General features: G+C 39.4%; 13 protein-coding genes and 1 pseudogene. 13 read left to right on the forward strand and 1 reads right to left on the reverse strand.

Annotated features, from left to right (window positions below; translation table 11 throughout):
* Positions 1-5: 5 nt before the first annotated feature.
* From VJ374_RS07015 to VJ374_RS07030, 4 genes are read left to right on the forward strand one after another with little or no spacing between them, the layout of a single operon-like run.
* Positions 6-1,004: an aldose epimerase family protein gene (locus tag VJ374_RS07015; protein WP_329470786.1), complete on the forward strand. Its 999-nt coding sequence runs from the start codon at positions 6-8 to the stop codon at positions 1,002-1,004.
* A complete protein-coding gene (locus VJ374_RS07020) occupies positions 1,001-2,170 on the forward strand; it encodes a sn-glycerol-1-phosphate dehydrogenase (protein WP_308101405.1) in 1,170 nt (389 codons plus the stop codon). The genes VJ374_RS07015 and VJ374_RS07020 overlap by 4 nt, the downstream gene beginning before the upstream one ends.
* A complete protein-coding gene (locus VJ374_RS07025) occupies positions 2,167-3,114 on the forward strand; it encodes a glycoside hydrolase family 43 protein (protein ID WP_329470790.1) in 948 nt (315 codons plus the stop codon). Before VJ374_RS07020 ends, VJ374_RS07025 begins: the two co-directional genes overlap by 4 nt.
* Positions 3,111-4,055, forward strand: coding sequence for a glycoside hydrolase family 43 protein (locus tag VJ374_RS07030; protein WP_214769672.1), 945 nt, complete (start codon positions 3,111-3,113; stop codon positions 4,053-4,055). Before VJ374_RS07025 ends, VJ374_RS07030 begins: the two co-directional genes overlap by 4 nt.
* A 152-nt stretch (positions 4,056-4,207) precedes the next feature.
* Here VJ374_RS07030 and VJ374_RS07035 read toward each other — a convergent pair.
* Positions 4,208-4,342 (reverse strand): annotated as a pseudogene (locus VJ374_RS07035) (hypothetical protein); the annotation flags it as partial.
* A gap of 87 nt (positions 4,343-4,429) precedes the next feature.
* Here VJ374_RS07035 and VJ374_RS07040 point away from each other — a divergent pair.
* The 9 genes from VJ374_RS07040 to VJ374_RS07080 all read left to right on the forward strand — a co-directional run bounded on the left by VJ374_RS07040 (position 4,430) and on the right by VJ374_RS07080 (position 15,569).
* Entirely contained in the window at positions 4,430-4,615 is a 186-nt protein-coding gene (locus VJ374_RS07040; RefSeq protein ID WP_313586880.1) for a hypothetical protein, read from the forward strand.
* A gap of 791 nt (positions 4,616-5,406) precedes the next feature.
* A complete protein-coding gene (locus VJ374_RS07045; RefSeq protein ID WP_329470793.1) occupies positions 5,407-7,077 on the forward strand; it encodes a DUF6044 family protein in 1,671 nt (556 codons plus the stop codon).
* 24 nt (positions 7,078-7,101) lie between these two features.
* Positions 7,102-8,058, forward strand: a complete 957-nt coding sequence (locus VJ374_RS07050; RefSeq protein ID WP_231496861.1) for a glycosyltransferase family 2 protein — start codon at positions 7,102-7,104, stop codon at positions 8,056-8,058.
* On the forward strand, positions 8,058-8,432 hold the full coding sequence (locus VJ374_RS07055; protein ID WP_047396116.1) for a GtrA family protein: 375 nt from the start codon (positions 8,058-8,060) through the stop codon (positions 8,430-8,432). Before VJ374_RS07050 ends, VJ374_RS07055 begins: the two co-directional genes overlap by 1 nt.
* Before the next feature lie 780 nt (positions 8,433-9,212).
* On the forward strand, positions 9,213-10,448 hold the full coding sequence (locus VJ374_RS07060; protein WP_329470795.1) for an MDR family MFS transporter: 1,236 nt from the start codon (positions 9,213-9,215) through the stop codon (positions 10,446-10,448).
* Positions 10,449-10,844: 396 nt separating this feature from the next.
* Positions 10,845-12,008, forward strand: a complete 1,164-nt coding sequence (locus VJ374_RS07065; RefSeq protein ID WP_329470796.1) for a sensor histidine kinase — start codon at positions 10,845-10,847, stop codon at positions 12,006-12,008.
* A gap of 18 nt (positions 12,009-12,026) precedes the next feature.
* A complete protein-coding gene (locus tag VJ374_RS07070) occupies positions 12,027-12,683 on the forward strand; it encodes a response regulator transcription factor (protein ID WP_329470797.1) in 657 nt (218 codons plus the stop codon).
* 110 nt (positions 12,684-12,793) lie between these two features.
* Positions 12,794-14,992: an MMPL family transporter gene (locus VJ374_RS07075; protein WP_329470798.1), complete on the forward strand. Its 2,199-nt coding sequence runs from the start codon at positions 12,794-12,796 to the stop codon at positions 14,990-14,992.
* A 163-nt stretch (positions 14,993-15,155) separates the two neighbouring features.
* Positions 15,156-15,569, forward strand: a complete 414-nt coding sequence (locus VJ374_RS07080; RefSeq protein ID WP_329470799.1) for a hypothetical protein — start codon at positions 15,156-15,158, stop codon at positions 15,567-15,569.
* The last annotated feature ends 32 nt before the right edge of the window (positions 15,570-15,601 follow it).

A 15,601-nucleotide genomic window follows, 5' to 3' on the forward strand; every position in this document is an offset into this window, starting at 1 on the left:
TTGAGATGGAGCGACAAGAAGTAGTAAATCAGACGGCATTTACGCTCGAGAACGATATGTGTCGTTTACGCATTTTGGCATATGGAGCAACCCTGCAAGAGTTTTCGATTCAAGATGAGGGATGGAAAAATCTCATTTTGTCATACGATACGGTTGAAGAATACAAGACAGACACGTATTACTTGGGAGCGACTGTCGGACGTGTCGCTGGTCGAATCGAGGACGGGACATTCGATATGGACGGTGCAACTTACCATCTGCCTCAAAACGAAGGGAAGCATCATCTTCACGGTGGAGACGGTCTCCACTGTCAATTCTGGAAAATGGAAGACGTATCCAATACTCATCTCGTTCTTCGGTATGTAAGTCCTGATGGTGAGAATGGCTATAAGGGTACACTCGATGTCAAAGCATCGTTTGAATTGTTAGCTGACGGTGTCAAAATTACGTATGAGGCAATCAGTGACACGGATACGGTATGCGATATGACAAATCATACGTACTTTAATCTAAGTGGTGGAAGTCGTGATATTTTAGGACATGAATTGACGTTACCGGCTAATCAATTTGCTGAGCTGCGAGATGATTTGATTCCTACAGGACGCCTATTGGATGTCGATCAGACCCCTTTTGACTTCCAATCAGGACGAATGCTAGGAGATGGTCCAGCTTCAAGCCATCCACAAAATCAACTCGTCAATGGTTATGATCATCCATTTTTATTCGACGACCAACGAAAAGCGACGCTGTACGATCCTGAAAGTAAGCGTTCCTTGATGTTGTCTACGACTGCACCAGCTCTTGTGCTCTATTCAGGAAACCAGATGAATGAAGAAACGATCTTACGTGAGGGACGCTCTCGAAAATATTATGGTGTTTGTCTCGAGCCGCAACATCTTCCGGACGCCGTTCATCACAGTAATTTTCCATCTATTCGATTATTAGCAAGAGAGACGTATCACTGGGAAACGGAATATCGCGTTGGGAAAGGAGTCAGTCGATGAACCTCGAACAGATACAAAAGCAGGTTGCTACTTGTTCGTGTGGAAATCTACATTACCCCATTACGATTGAACAAATCAGTGCCTCTGAAAAAGTATGGCAATCAGTGGTCGAGTTTGTGCAGCAAAAAGAGTGGCGGCACCTCCTCGTCATTGGTGATGTCAATACGCAGATGGTCGGTTATTCTCCACTGAAGAAAGCATTACTGACAGTAGGAATTGACGTATCAATAGTCACGCTCTCGCCGAACAGGCAAGGGGACGTTTTAGCTGATGAACTATCAGTTGTACAAGTAATGCTCGAGTTGGACGATAGTGTGGATGCGTTGATTGCACTCGGAGCAGGGACGATTCATGATGTGACGCGGTTTTGTGCTGCGAAAGCAAAAATCCCATTTCTGTCTGTTCCGACCGCTCCTTCGGTGGACGGGTTTACTTCGAAAGGAGCTCCCTTAATTATAAGAGGGAAAAAAATCACCTATCAGCTCGTCTCACCAATTGCCGTATTCATCCCAAGTGACATTATCCGTGATGCACCTCGGGCGTTAATAGCAGCAGGTGTCGGGGACATGCTTGGGAAGTACACCTCCTTACTGGATTGGCGTTTTGGTGCCTTTGATGGACAAGAACCCTTTTGTCCTGTAGTTGCTCGATTGACCGAAATTGCTTTATCCGATTGTGTAAAAGCTCTACCAGATATCTATGCAGAAAAAGCGGAAGGTTTGGATCAACTGATGGATTCATTGATCTTATCAGGAATTGCGATGTTGATTTTTGGGCATTCACATCCTGCATCTGGTGGAGAACACCACCTCTCTCATTATTGGGAGATGGATTTCTTAACGCATGACCGTCCAGCCGTCTTACACGGTACAAAAGTAGCGATTGCGACGATGGAACTTATCGATACTTATAGAGCGATGATCCAAGAACAACCTGATGTACCAAAGGAGCTAGGTGATTGGGTCACTCAAATGCCAACAAGGCAGAAGTTGGAGTCCATTTTTAATTCGTTACAAGCACCTCTTCAGCCAGAGGAAATCGGTATTTCGTCTCTTCTCCTAGCGAGTAGCAAGAGAGAAGCATATCGTCTTCGAGAGAGACACACGCTGTTAAAACAGATGAGCTTACAGACGAGCCACTTTGAAACAGAGGAGCGTTCATTATGACAGAGACAATCGTAAATCCAATCGTAGAACAACGCGCGGATCCATGGATCATGCGGCATACAGATGGCTATTACTACTTTACGGCGTCCTTACCTGACTTTAGCGGTATTCCGCTGCGTCGTGCTCAGACAATCGGGGAGTTGACTAAAGCAGAAGAGAAAGTCGTATGGCAGAAGCGCTCGACCGGAATCATGAGCGCTAACATTTGGGCACCAGAATTACATCACATTCAAGGGAAATGGTACCTTTATTTCGCGTCGGCACGTGAAGATGCTATTTTTGATCATCGCATGTACGTTCTCGAAAATAGTTCAGCCAATCCGCTGGAAGGTCAATGGACGGAAAAAGGACAAATCAAGACATGGCAAGAATCATTCGCCCTCGATGCGACAACGTTCGAGCATGAAAACCGGTTATATTACATCTGGGCTCAGAAAGATCCAAAAATTGAAGGGAACTCGAATCTCTATATTTCTGAAATGGAGAATCCTTGGACATTGACAGGACCGCAAACGATGATTGCGACACCGGAATATGCTTGGGAAAAAGTCGGCTTTCTTGTAAACGAAGGACCTGCTGTCTTAAAGCGAAATGGCTATATATATGTCACGTTTTCAGCAAGCGCGACGGATCATAATTATTGTGTAGGTTTTCTTCGTATCAATGAAAAAGAGGATGTGTTAGATGCTACTCATTGGGAAAAATACCCGCAACCCGTTCTTACGACGAATGAGTCAATCCGTGAATACGGACCAGGTCATAACAGTTTCACGACACTCGCAGATGGGACCGATATGATTGTTTATCATGCACGGAACTATAGAGAAATCGAAGGGGATCCATTATGGGATCCGAATCGTCATACGTATGTACGACCATTTTCTTGGCAGGGAGATGTGCCTGTTTTTGAAAACAGGATGGTCAACGAGGAGGTCACACGATGAACCAGACAGAGGATCGAAATCTTGTTTTAGAGCAACGGGCAGATCCATGGATGTATCTGCATTCTGACGGTTATTATTATTTTACAGCGTCTGTTCCTGAATACGATCGAATCGAATTGCGTCGTGCTAGATCTCTCCATGAACTAAGGGATGCAGAAGCGGTGACAGCATGGATTAAACCAGAAACTGGCCCTATGAGTGATCTAATTTGGGCACCCGAATTACATCGTATTCATGGGAAATGGTATCTTTATTTTGCGGCTGCGAAGTCACGCGAGATTGTAAACGGACTCTTTGATCATCGGATGTTCGTTTTAGAGAATAGTTCGGATAATCCTCTAGAAGGCGAATGGTTAGAACGCGGACAAATAAAAACGCAGTGGGATTCATTTGCTCTTGACGCGACCGTCTTCGAACATCAAGACGTTCATTACTTAGTGTGGGCACAAAAAGATCCTTCCATTGAAGGAAACTCGAACTTATATATTGCAACTTTAAAGAATCCATGGACCATTCAAAAGCCACAAGTCATGTTGACAAAGCCAGAGCTTGATTGGGAGACAAAGGGTTTTCTGGTGAACGAAGGACCGGCAGTCCTGAAGCGTCATGGACAAATCTTCATTACGTATTCTGCTAGTGCAACGGATGAGAATTATTGCATGGGTATGTTGAGTGCCTCAGAAGACGCAGACCTATTGAATCCGGATGCTTGGGAAAAATCATCGTCACCCGTATTTGCGACGAATGAAGAGGTTGGTCAATATGGACCAGGGCACAATAGCTTTACAGTAGATGAACAGGGACAAGATGTCATTGTGTATCATGCACGGACCTACACTGAAATCGAGGGTGATCCTCTGTACGATCCGAATCGCCATACACGGGCACAGATCTTTACGTGGGGCATGGATAAAAAACCAAACTTTGATAAGCCAATCTGATTGCGAACAGAATCAACTTTTTTTATAAGAAAACGTAATTAATCTTGTACAGTTGATAATTTTTTGTTTAATAAACTTGAGGTCACAAAAAGCATCTCTTATGTAGATTTACTCTACAGAAGGGATGCTTTATCGCAAAAAGACGTTACTCTTCAATCTGGATTTTCACCTTCGTTTTCAGCGACATGCATAGAGGGATTCTTGACATCAGAGGCGACAATGGAAAATCCTTTTTCTTGCTCAGCAGCTCGTGCTGGTTCGATCGCTACATTCAAGACAGGTAGATTGGTTTGTTCAGAATATCATGAATGATAAAATAAGATTGAATTAGATGTAAATTACTTTATAGACAATATTTATTGGGGGTACTTTAAATGGAAAATAAAACTTGCTCATCATGCGGAAGTACTAATTTTCAAGAGGCAACAGATTATATTCCACTAAAGCCATCTAAAGGGTCATTTCATAGTGCTCAAAAAGTATTTTCGTTTTGTATGGATTGCGGTATCGTAGATGCTATTCGTATTGAGAACACAGAAATCTTTCAAAATAAAGAGTAAATATTCAATCTACAAAAAGAGCGTCCGATATGGATGCTTTTTTATAGAGAAAAAATGTAGTCGATCATGAAAAATAATTAGTTTTGTAAATAAGGAGTAATGTAGTGCCTATCTTTTTCTTAAATGGCACTGTAAATGCATATCTAACCAATGCAACCAGTCAGATGCACTTAACCAGCCAAGTTCATCATAATAAATCTTTTTTGAAGCATCTATAGTTTGAATATGCATTTTAACGCACTCCATTTGAGTAATTAATTATTTTGTGCTTTTTAGGAGAATAGCGTAATCCAGGTTACTTTCTAGTTCGATCTTAAAATCATTTTTAAATTTACACGTACCTATGGAACTTCGTCATATAAAAAACAAAGTCTCCAAATCTTGTTCTCCTTTTCGAAGGCTGATGAAGTAAATTTAAGAACCCAAAAGCATCGTATCTTTTCTTAACAGAAATGGTACGATGCTTCTTTGTAGTTCCTCGATAGAATTAAAAAAATCTATAGTTAGTCATTCATAAAAGGGAAAAGTAGAAAAAGAAGAAGAGGTCTGGTCAAGATTGATTAATTCTTCTAATCTCCATTTAACTAATTTATTAATTGAATTAACTTTAATTCTGAAAAGTAAATTTAATAAATGTCACCTATCCTATTGTGATATAAGGTATCATTGGAAATAGTTTCTTAGGGAGTATATACCATAAAGAAAGTTATAAGAGGAAAAGAACAGGCAATTGATTTCTTGAAACTACTAACAAAAGAATTAAATCTTAAAGTAGATGAAGGAGAGGTATGATGAGAGAAAAAACTCGCATATTAATAGGGCTGCTACTAGCTTGCCTCTATATTTTACCGATGGTCTTACTGGGGGAACATGCACATGTCCGTATTCATGATAATCTAGACTCAAACATCACGTGGTATAAAACATTGGTCGATACCAATAGTATTTACGCAAGCCTTCATGCGACTGTTCCTGACTTATTAAGTGGGGTCGTCTCGAGAAATGCTTTCGTCAGTGAGTTTACAGGTATCGTGTGGCTATATCAATGGTTCCCACCATTTACGGCATACGTGATCAGTCAAACGTTGGTCCGAATCTTTGCTTTCTTAGGAATGTACTTGTTACTACGTGATTATGCGAAAGGGGTTATTCCTAAATCATATGCGCTGTGGGTAGCAGTTCTATTTTCTTGGACACCATTCTGGCCATCGGGCATGCTCAGCACGCTTGGGATGCCACTCTTATTGTGGGCTTATTGGAATATCTGGCATGGACGGAAAATAAAATCGAGTGCATTCGTATTGTTAGTGGTTCCGTTCTATTCGAGCTTCGTGCTAGGAATCGTTTTCTTTTTAGCAACGCTTGCCATTTACCATATGGTGAAGGAGATACGCGCACGTAGTTTTCATAGCCGTTTTTGGATCGCCTATGGCCTTCAGGTCCTTTTATACTTATTAATTGAATATCGACTGGTCTTCTCGATGCTGTGGGAAGAAGAGCCTACGAGTCGAAATGACTTCGAAACAGGGAATAACGGATTTTGGGCAAGTATTCGTTTATTTTTTAAGAATTTGGTGTTTGGTCATACACATGATCGCGCAGTACAATCGCCCATCATCCTCCTAACACTTCTGATTGTTGGATTTCTAGTATTTCGTCAAAAAGATCATGCAGCAAGACGAATTCGAACTTTGATGTGGTTTCTATTTGGACTATCGCTGTGGTATGCGTTTTGGTTTTATGAGGGGTGGAATCCGTTAAAGCAACATGTCTCTCTCATTAGAACTTTCAATTTCTCACGATTCCACTTCCTTCAACCGATGTTGTGGTATGCATTGTTTTACTTGATGCTCGACTGGCTATGGCGAACTGCCAAACGAAAATGGGTGACTTGTTTGCTCGTAGCCCAAACCCTTGTCTTGCTTGCATGGAATCCCGAGTTCCTCTATCGTCATCATCCATCCTATGAAGCGTTTTATGCGACTTCTCAGTTTTCTGACATTAAACGCTTTATCAACCAACCAACGAAAGACTATCAGGTCGCTTCTCTCGGATTGCACCCTGCGATCGCACAATACAATGGTATGCAAACCGTGGATGGTTATGTGAACTTTTATCCATTACGCTATAAAGCATCTTTCCGAAAGGTGATTGCTGGAGAATTGGATAAAAGTAAGCTATTACAACGTTATTTTGATACGTGGGGAAATCGAGTCTATGTGTTTTCATCTGAACTCGGTAAGGAATACGAGTACACAAAGGAGCATCAAGTACCGGTTCGACATTTATCTATCAATACAGCACAGTTGAAGCAAATCGGTGCGACATATCTTTTGTCTGCTGTACCAATCAAAAATGCTGCAGCCATTGGATTGCAGTACGAAAAAACGTTTGAAGATCAACATTCTGCTTGGAAGATTAGGTTATACCGTATCCAAGCTACTACAGAGAATACGAAGTAAGTTCATTTAAGGAGGAGTAATGGTATGACGATGACGACAATCCCTACGCTAGGCGTAATTATTCCGTGTTATAACGAGACGGAAGTATTACGCTTGACGGTCCATACGATGCACCGTTTCTTAACAGAGTGGCGAGAACGACACCTCATTTCTGAGGACTCCTTTGTCTTGTTCGTAGATGATGGAAGTCAGGATGATACCTGGTCCCAAATTGAAGATGTACACGCACAAGATGGTCGGTTTAGAGGATTAAAATTAGCACATAACGTAGGACATCAAAATGCTTTGTTCGCAGGTCTTGTCGAAGGACACACCGATGCGGATTGTGTTGTGTCAATGGATGCGGACCTTCAGGATGACGTAAAAGTGATTGAACAGTTTTTAAGTGAATTTGCGAAAGGGAATGATATCGTCTATGGGGTAAGAGAAGATCGTCAGACCGATAGCTGGTTTAAACGGTCGACTGCTCAAGGCTTTTATCGCTTCATCGACTGGTTGGGAGTAGAGACTATCTTCAATCATGCAGACTATCGTCTCATGAGCAAACGAGCTGTCGAAACACTTTGTGCACATCCGGAACGCAATCTCTTTTTGCGGGGGATGGTACCTTCGCTTGGTTTTCAAACAGCAGAAGTGACCTATACACGTCAATCACGTCCAGCAGGCGAATCAAAATATCCATTACGAAAGATGATGGCACTCGCATGGGATGGGGTGACCTCGTTTAGTGTTCGTCCGATTAAGTTGTTATTTTTAGTCTCACTATTCATGCTCATCGTCTCGATCGGTTTTGTCGGATATGCTCTTTATCGTAGATATGAAGGAGAAGCGATGGATGGGTGGACGTCTTTAATGATGTCGATCTGGTTCATCGGCGGACTTCAATTACTAGGTATTGGACTGATAGGAGAATACATCGGTAAAATCTATCAGGAAGTCAAACGACGTCCTCGTTATGTCGTCGAGAAAAAACGAGAATGATGACCTTTCTTCGTTTCTTATTAGTAGGAGTTCTTAATACGCTGGTTGGTCTGACGCTGACACTGATTTGTTTTCATGTCTTGCATACTGGTTATTGGGGAGCGACGGCGATCGGGAATGCATGTGGTGTTTGGGTCAGCTATATGCTAAATCGTCGCTTCACCTTTCGTCAAGAGGCTGGAGGATGGCCCTATTGGATACGTTTTTTGATCGTCGTTTCGATTAGTTATCTCATCGCTTATCGTCTTAGTTTATGGGGAGTGCATTACGTATTGCCAAATCTACAAGAGACTGGAGCGATTCTGATCGGGATGATTATCTATACGGGGTTAAATTATCTAGGTCAGTCTTATTGGGTATTTCGCAAATCATGATGATAAAACAAGCTATCTATAGAGGTAGCTTGTTTTTTTTATCCTCTCAATTGCACTTGCAAAAGCACAGTAGCAAATCAAAAGACTGACAAATGAATTTTCAAATTATAGAAATCAACCACTCAGATTAGAGTGAGGAAAGTCATTTACAATTTGATAAGATGACGCATTCAACGTATGCATCACATAGTTATATGGGTGGATATGCTATTTCTCATGTAATCGACCATGCCTATTCCTTATTCATCGACTCCCTTCAGTCCACCACATTAAATGATCGTTGATGAACGAATCCCAAAAGAAGAATGAAAGTAAAGTATCCGTGAAATCTAATTTACAGACTTAAATTTATTACAAACGACATCAATAAATCGCAATTTCTTCTTGTAGTAAATAATTCTGTTAAAAATAAGAAATTTTTATTTTTTAGTTGGTCCGTTATTACTCCTTCTCGATAAAGTAAAAGTCTATGAACTTAAACGATAAGAAGCAGTTCCTGTCATGTAGAGACAGGAACTGCTTCTTATCAAACCATTATATCGTCGGTAATTCTAAAATTCTTAAGAGATAGAAAAAAGTAAGACAGAAAGATATGTCACTTCGTTTCAAAACAAACATACGTTCGTTTTACGTGACAATTTAAATAAAAGTGTCCTTACTTAATTTTCATAATATTAGTATAATCCATATCAAAATATAAGTCTATATCTTGATAACTATCTTCTCTATAGTAAAGCTACGAAAAGAAGACGCTATTCGTTAACTATGAGAGGAGTTATTATGAACAAAACTACATGGAATCCTAATGTGAAAGTCAGACTGATAGGAGAAGGTCTTTTCAATCTGCTATTTTGGATGTACTTTCCTTTTCTAACGGTCTATTTTGGTAAAGGACTAGGGTTACAGACTGCTGGATTAATAATGGCACTGCCCCCCTTAATAAGTATTGTCGGAAGTTTAACCGGAGGAAGCTTTGCGGATACGTTAGGGAGACGTCCTGTGATGCTGATCGGAACATTTTTGCAAATGACCATGTTTATTCTATTTGCTGTCTCTTCTTCTCCTTGGATTAATTATGTTGCCTTTATCGGAATTAATATAGGCGCAGCATTTTATCGTCCTGCTAGTTCAGCGATGATAGCGGACACAGTTCCAAAAGATGAATTGCGACAAGTGTATGCGACATTTATGACCGTGAACAATATTGGTGCCGTTTTAGGACCAATCATTGGAGCAGTCTTCTTTTTTCAACATCGTCAACTGTTATTGTGGACCTGTGCAATAGTTCTCTTTCTTTACTTCATAACGATCTATTTTATTGTTAGTGAAACCTTACCTGTCCGATCCAAGCAAAAAGATGTAACGACCCCACTTAAATATGCGTTTCAGTCTAAGTGGTCTGGCTATCGACTTATTCTCAAAGATCGTATTTTTCTGCTATACGTAATTGCGGGAACCTGTTCACTCTTCCCAGTGATGCAACTCGATCTCTACTTACCAGTTTACGTGATAGAGAATGTGCCTAAACAACCTCTCGTACCGCACTTGCTGGATTCTTTTCAGCTCACGAGCCAATCCATTTTTGGCTATCTGGTAGGCTTTAATGGTCTTTTGTTTGTCATCTTGATCCTTCCCGTAACGAATCGACTTAAAAATTGGTCAGAAAGACGTCTCTTCGTCGTTTCGACCTTACTTGCAGGAGGAGGTACATTTTTAGTCGGATGGAATAACAACATCTGGTTTTTGTTTGGTTGTACGCTCATCTTCACGTTAGGTGAGATCATGCGTACACCAGTCACGCAGAGTTTCATCGGTCATTATGCTCCAGAGGAGGCAAGAGGTCAGTATCTAGCTGCTGATAGTCTTCAAAACACACTTGGTAAGACGCTAGCACCTCTCGCTATCTACGCATCAGGATGGATCGCCCCGCTTGGTATCTTCACTATCATTCTCCTTTTTGCTATCATTGGAGCTTGTTTATATCTGCAATTATTTAGACTGTATTCTCCCACTTGACAATCAGGTTGATAATACAAAGTGTACGATTACAAATAAAATATTAATTTAGGCTTTAGAATGATTTCACAAAAATAATAATTACTATAGATAATTAATATCAGATAAATGCTATCTAAAATATCTTAAATCAGCATGAACGAGATGATTTCGATTTCAACATTTCGCGACAATGAGTAAGAAATCGTCCCCGAGAGTTGATTAACTCATGACCAGAAATGCTGATTTTTTACTGTTGCCTTGGTTATGTATTCCGCTAACAATAAAGGAATAGTTGGAATTAGTAAAATAGGATAAGCTAGCAAAAGGACGGATCAGTTATTTTAGAGCTCGATAGAAATTTGTTCTTAATATCAAACAAGGAAGGATTTGAAAATGAGTAATCGTTCCAACACTATGAATAAAACAGATGATCTTTTAACCATTTCTCGAGTTCCCATAATATTTTGGATTCTTCTTGTTTATGTAGTAGCTTTACTTCTACAGTTTGTTAATCAAATTAAATTCTTAGAAAGTCTATTTTTTACATCTATTTTTTCACTACATGCGTTTATGCATTGGTTCTCGTACAAATTTAAAGAAAAGGCTGTCTGGTATTATCTAGCGTTGCAGGGATTCTTGGTTTTTACAGCTGCTATTATACTTCCTAAAGGTGCACCTGTCGTATTAATCGGATTGCTAACGCTTTTGATAGCGCAGAGTATTGTAAAACTGCAGAGTATTTTCAAAGTTTTTCTCACCTTTATTCTTTACTATGGTGTTTATTGCTTATTTATTGTGCGTGTTTATGGATTAAGTGAACTACCATTGTTCATTTTGATTTTGTTTTTCATACTCGTCATTGTTATTTTTTATTCCGTCATATATTCCAGAGAAGTAAAGACACGTATACGGATGGAGTATTATTTAAAGGAATTAGAGCTAGCTTATGAAAGAGTGGAAGAGTTAACGTTATTAAATGAAAGGCAACGGATGGCACGTGATCTTCACGATACTTTAGCCCAAGGCGTTGCAGGTTTAGTGATGCAAATGGAAGCACTGGATGCCTATTTAATTAAAAATGACATTGAAAAATCACGACACATCGTTCAGATGTCGATGCAACAGGCGCGGAATACGTTGAAAGAAGCAAGGCAATCTATTGATAGTTTACGATCTTACTCTCAAGAAAATAAAGATTTCTCTCAAGCAGTACTGAAGATGATAGATGAATTTAAAAATTTCTCCACTCTTGAGGTAAGCGAACAAGTTGAAGATAAAATCTATATTCCTAGCATAGTCTCTACACACTGTTTGTTTATTTTGAGTGAATGTCTAACTAATATAGTGAAGCATGCTAACGCGCAAACGGTATTTGTCACACTAATGATTACCGATAATAGACTGATTTTAAAAATAAAAGATGATGGCATAGGATTTAATGTCGAAAGGAAGAGTCAACTTATAAAAAACTATGGTATTTTGGGTTTACAGGAACGAGTACGTTTATTGAATGGAGACCTTGAAATAAAGAGTACCATCGCTCTTGGGACAGAAGTCATTATTCGAATTCCGATTTAAAGTGAAGAAGGTGTATGAATGAAGAACAAAGTCATGATCGTCGACGACCACTTTGTAGTACGAGAAGGATTAAAGCTCATTTTAGAAAGTGATGATTCTTTTCAGATCATCGGAGAAGCTGAAAATGGAAAAGTCGCTCTTGAATTGTTAACAGGAATTCAACCGGATGTCATTCTGATGGATTTAAATATGCCGATACGAAGCGGCTTGGAAACAATTAAAGCATTGAACGATCAAAATAATTCGATTCCGATTATCATACTGACAACCTATAACGAAGACGAATTAATGGTTGAAGGAATCGGATTAGGGGCTAAAGGATATTTGCTTAAAGATGCAAGTCGAGATCATTTATTTAGAACAATAAATGCGGCCATTCGAGGAGAGACTCTTCTTCAGCCTGAAATAATGAATAGGTTACTTGCTTTTAATAAAAAGAGTGTGGCAAAAACGAGTCAACCGAACAAAGCAATGCTCACACCAAAGGAGCTTATAATTTTGCATGCATTGGCTAGAGGTACTAAAACCAAAAATATCGCTTCAGACATGAACATTGCAGAAAGGACAGTAAAAGCCCATTTAACTACTATCTATAATAAATTAGGGGTAAATAGTAGAACTGAAGCCGTTGTCATTGCCCTGACCGAAGGATATATAGAATTTGGAATAGAATAACTTGCCCTTTCGTACATTCGTTTGCTACCCGAATGTACGATTTTTTTATGAGCTATTCCTGATAACCTAAAGTCTATGAAAAGATTTTATTTGGTGGAGGGACATATTGAATGGCAAAAAAGTTATACAGATTAGGATATTGGGCAGCAGAGCATAGAAAAAAAGTGTTTGGAGGAACACTCTGTCTGTTGGTACTGACTATTGTACTCACATTGAGTTTCGGAATTTCTTTCAAGGAAGAAATGACAATCCCTGGTACGAAGTCAGAACAAGCAGGGAAACTATTAGCAAAAGAATTTCCACCTGTTTCTTCAGGCGGTCAAATTCAAATAGTCATGAAAGCACCTCGTAATGAACGCTTAGATGATCAGCGAAATAGTCATATAATCGAGAAAATGGTAAAAGAAATTCAGAAGGATTCAGAAGTTGTTACTGTGGCACTTCCAATTGAACTGGGCAATTTGAATAAAGAGAAAACAATTGGTTATGCAACAGTGACATATAAACAACCTTCAAACAAAGTAACAGAAGCATCCAAAGAAAAAGTATTGAAAAGCATCAAAATAACTAAAGCAAAAGGGATTCAAACTGAATTAGCTGGAGACGTTGCCTTTTCAGAACTTGAAATCGGTGGGATTACAGAAGCTCTTGGTGTCGCAGTAGCATATATGATTTTAGCTTTGACATTCACTTCATTTCTTGCAGCGGGAATGCCTATTTTAAGTGCTGTCGTTGGGCTCGGTATTGGTATTCTATTGATATTAGCCGGAACCAATTTCTTAGACATTCCTTCTTTCGCTCTTTCCCTAGCTGCTATGTTAGGATTAGCCGTCGGAATCGATTATGCCCTATTCATCATTTCTCGCTATCGACAACAAATAGCGGGTGGAGATACAGTCAAAGAGGCTGTGGCAATTGCTACGGGAACTGCTGGAAGTGCAGTAGTTTTCGCAGGTGCTACTGTAATCATTGCTCTTTTAGGCTTATCTACGACAGGAATCCCGTTTTTAACTATGATGGGTATTTCAGCATCACTATGTGTATTCGTAGCTATTCTTATTGCGATCATACTTGTTCCTGCAATTTTAGGCGCATTAGGTCATAAAATGGATCCAACAAGACAGAATACGTTGTTACGCAGTATTAGTCGCTTCTCGAATAAAAAAGAAAGTGGCTATGAAAAATGGGGGAAGTTTATTCTGAAACGTCCTTTGTTCATTAGTATGCTTGCAGTAAGTTTACTATTGATCATCTCTATCCCATTTTTCCATATGCAATTGGGCTTGCCTAACAATGGAACAAAATCGGAAGAGACAACGGAAAGAAGGGCCTATGATTTATTAGCTGAAGCATATGGACCCGGGTACCATGCCCCGTTAATACTCGTTGCCGAGAAAAACCAATCGGATATTGATGTAAATAAAGCGCTATCTACACTTACGAAGAAACTAAAGCATGTAAATGGAGTCGAAAATGTAAGTCCGGCAGTCCCGAACAAAACTTCAAATGTATTCATGTTGTCGGTGACACCTTCAACAGGTCCAGATGATCCTAAAACGAGTTATTTGGTTAAGGCGTTAAGAGGAGACATAAAAAAAATCGCCAATCAAAATGGATTAAACTTAATGCTCACCGGAAGTACAGCCGTGAATATCGATATTTCTGACAAACTACAAAACGCACTACCGATTTTTGCAATGTTAATTGTTGGTTTTGCATTTATTTTGTTAATGTTAGTCTTCCGTTCGATTTTAGTTCCGCTTAAAGCAGTATTAGGGTTTTTATTATCACTTGGTGCGACGTTAGGTTTTGTGGTATTCGTCATACAGGATGGTCATTTTATTGATTTGTTTGGCTTTCCTACAGCTAGTCCTGTATTGAGTTTCTTACCAGTCATCGTAATTGGTATTCTTTTTGGACTTGCTATGGACTATGAAGTTTTCTTGGTTTCTCGAATGCGAGAAGAATTCACACGTACTGCCAATGCAAAACAAGCTATTTTAACGGGCATAAAAGAGAGTGGTGGTGTAGTGACAGCTGCAGGACTCATTATGATGGCCGTGTTTGTAGGCTTTATGATGGCACCTGATCCTATCATCAAGTCCATGGGTTTTGCCTTAACGTTTGGCGTCCTTTTTGATGCCTTTATTATCCGGATGACGCTTGTTCCGGCAATCATGTTTCTGTTAGGAGACAAGGCGTGGTATCTACCTAAATGGCTAGATCGTATCTTGCCAAACATAGATATTGAAGGTCATACGATTTCTGATAAAGGAAAAATGAGACAAAAACAAGTAGTGAATAAGTAATTGAAGAGTAAACAGTAAGAATCCGCATTTACAAAACAGTGATGCGGATTTTTCTATCTCTCGAAAACCCATTAAAACGGATTGTACACCGCTTTATTTAAATCAAAGTATAAAGTTAGAAACTTCAGATGAGCATGTATTTCCTGAAAACCATAAGCGGCTGATGATTTTACACGATAAAACAGAAGCGGAGTTGTATCTAGACGTTAACAATGAAGATAAAATTTATTTTCTAGACAAAATCGAAGATGGAAATAAGAAGCTAAAATATTTAGAAAAAGTTTATTATGATGTCAGAACATCCGAAAGATTGGGCTTAAAGCTAGAGGTCGGTCTCCTTTCAGAAAATCTTATTCAAAAAGTAGAAGAAACAATCAGCTACACAGACGTATATATATATTTTGAAACAATAAGTGATCCAGAGGCGACACAGCTTAACCAACTTCATGACCCATCAGCCTTATGTATTGACACTGTGTATTATTCAAAGGATGGTCAACTATTTGGGTTTTCAAGAAAAATATACCCGCGCGGTGATGACTGTTTTTTAATACAAACCAATAAAAGAAATACCTAAATCATCCTGTGATCGTATATGGCGATTTATTA

The sequence above is a fragment of the Exiguobacterium sp. 9-2 genome, from assembly GCF_036287235.1.
Taxonomy (GTDB): domain Bacteria; phylum Bacillota; class Bacilli; order Exiguobacteriales; family Exiguobacteriaceae; genus Exiguobacterium_A.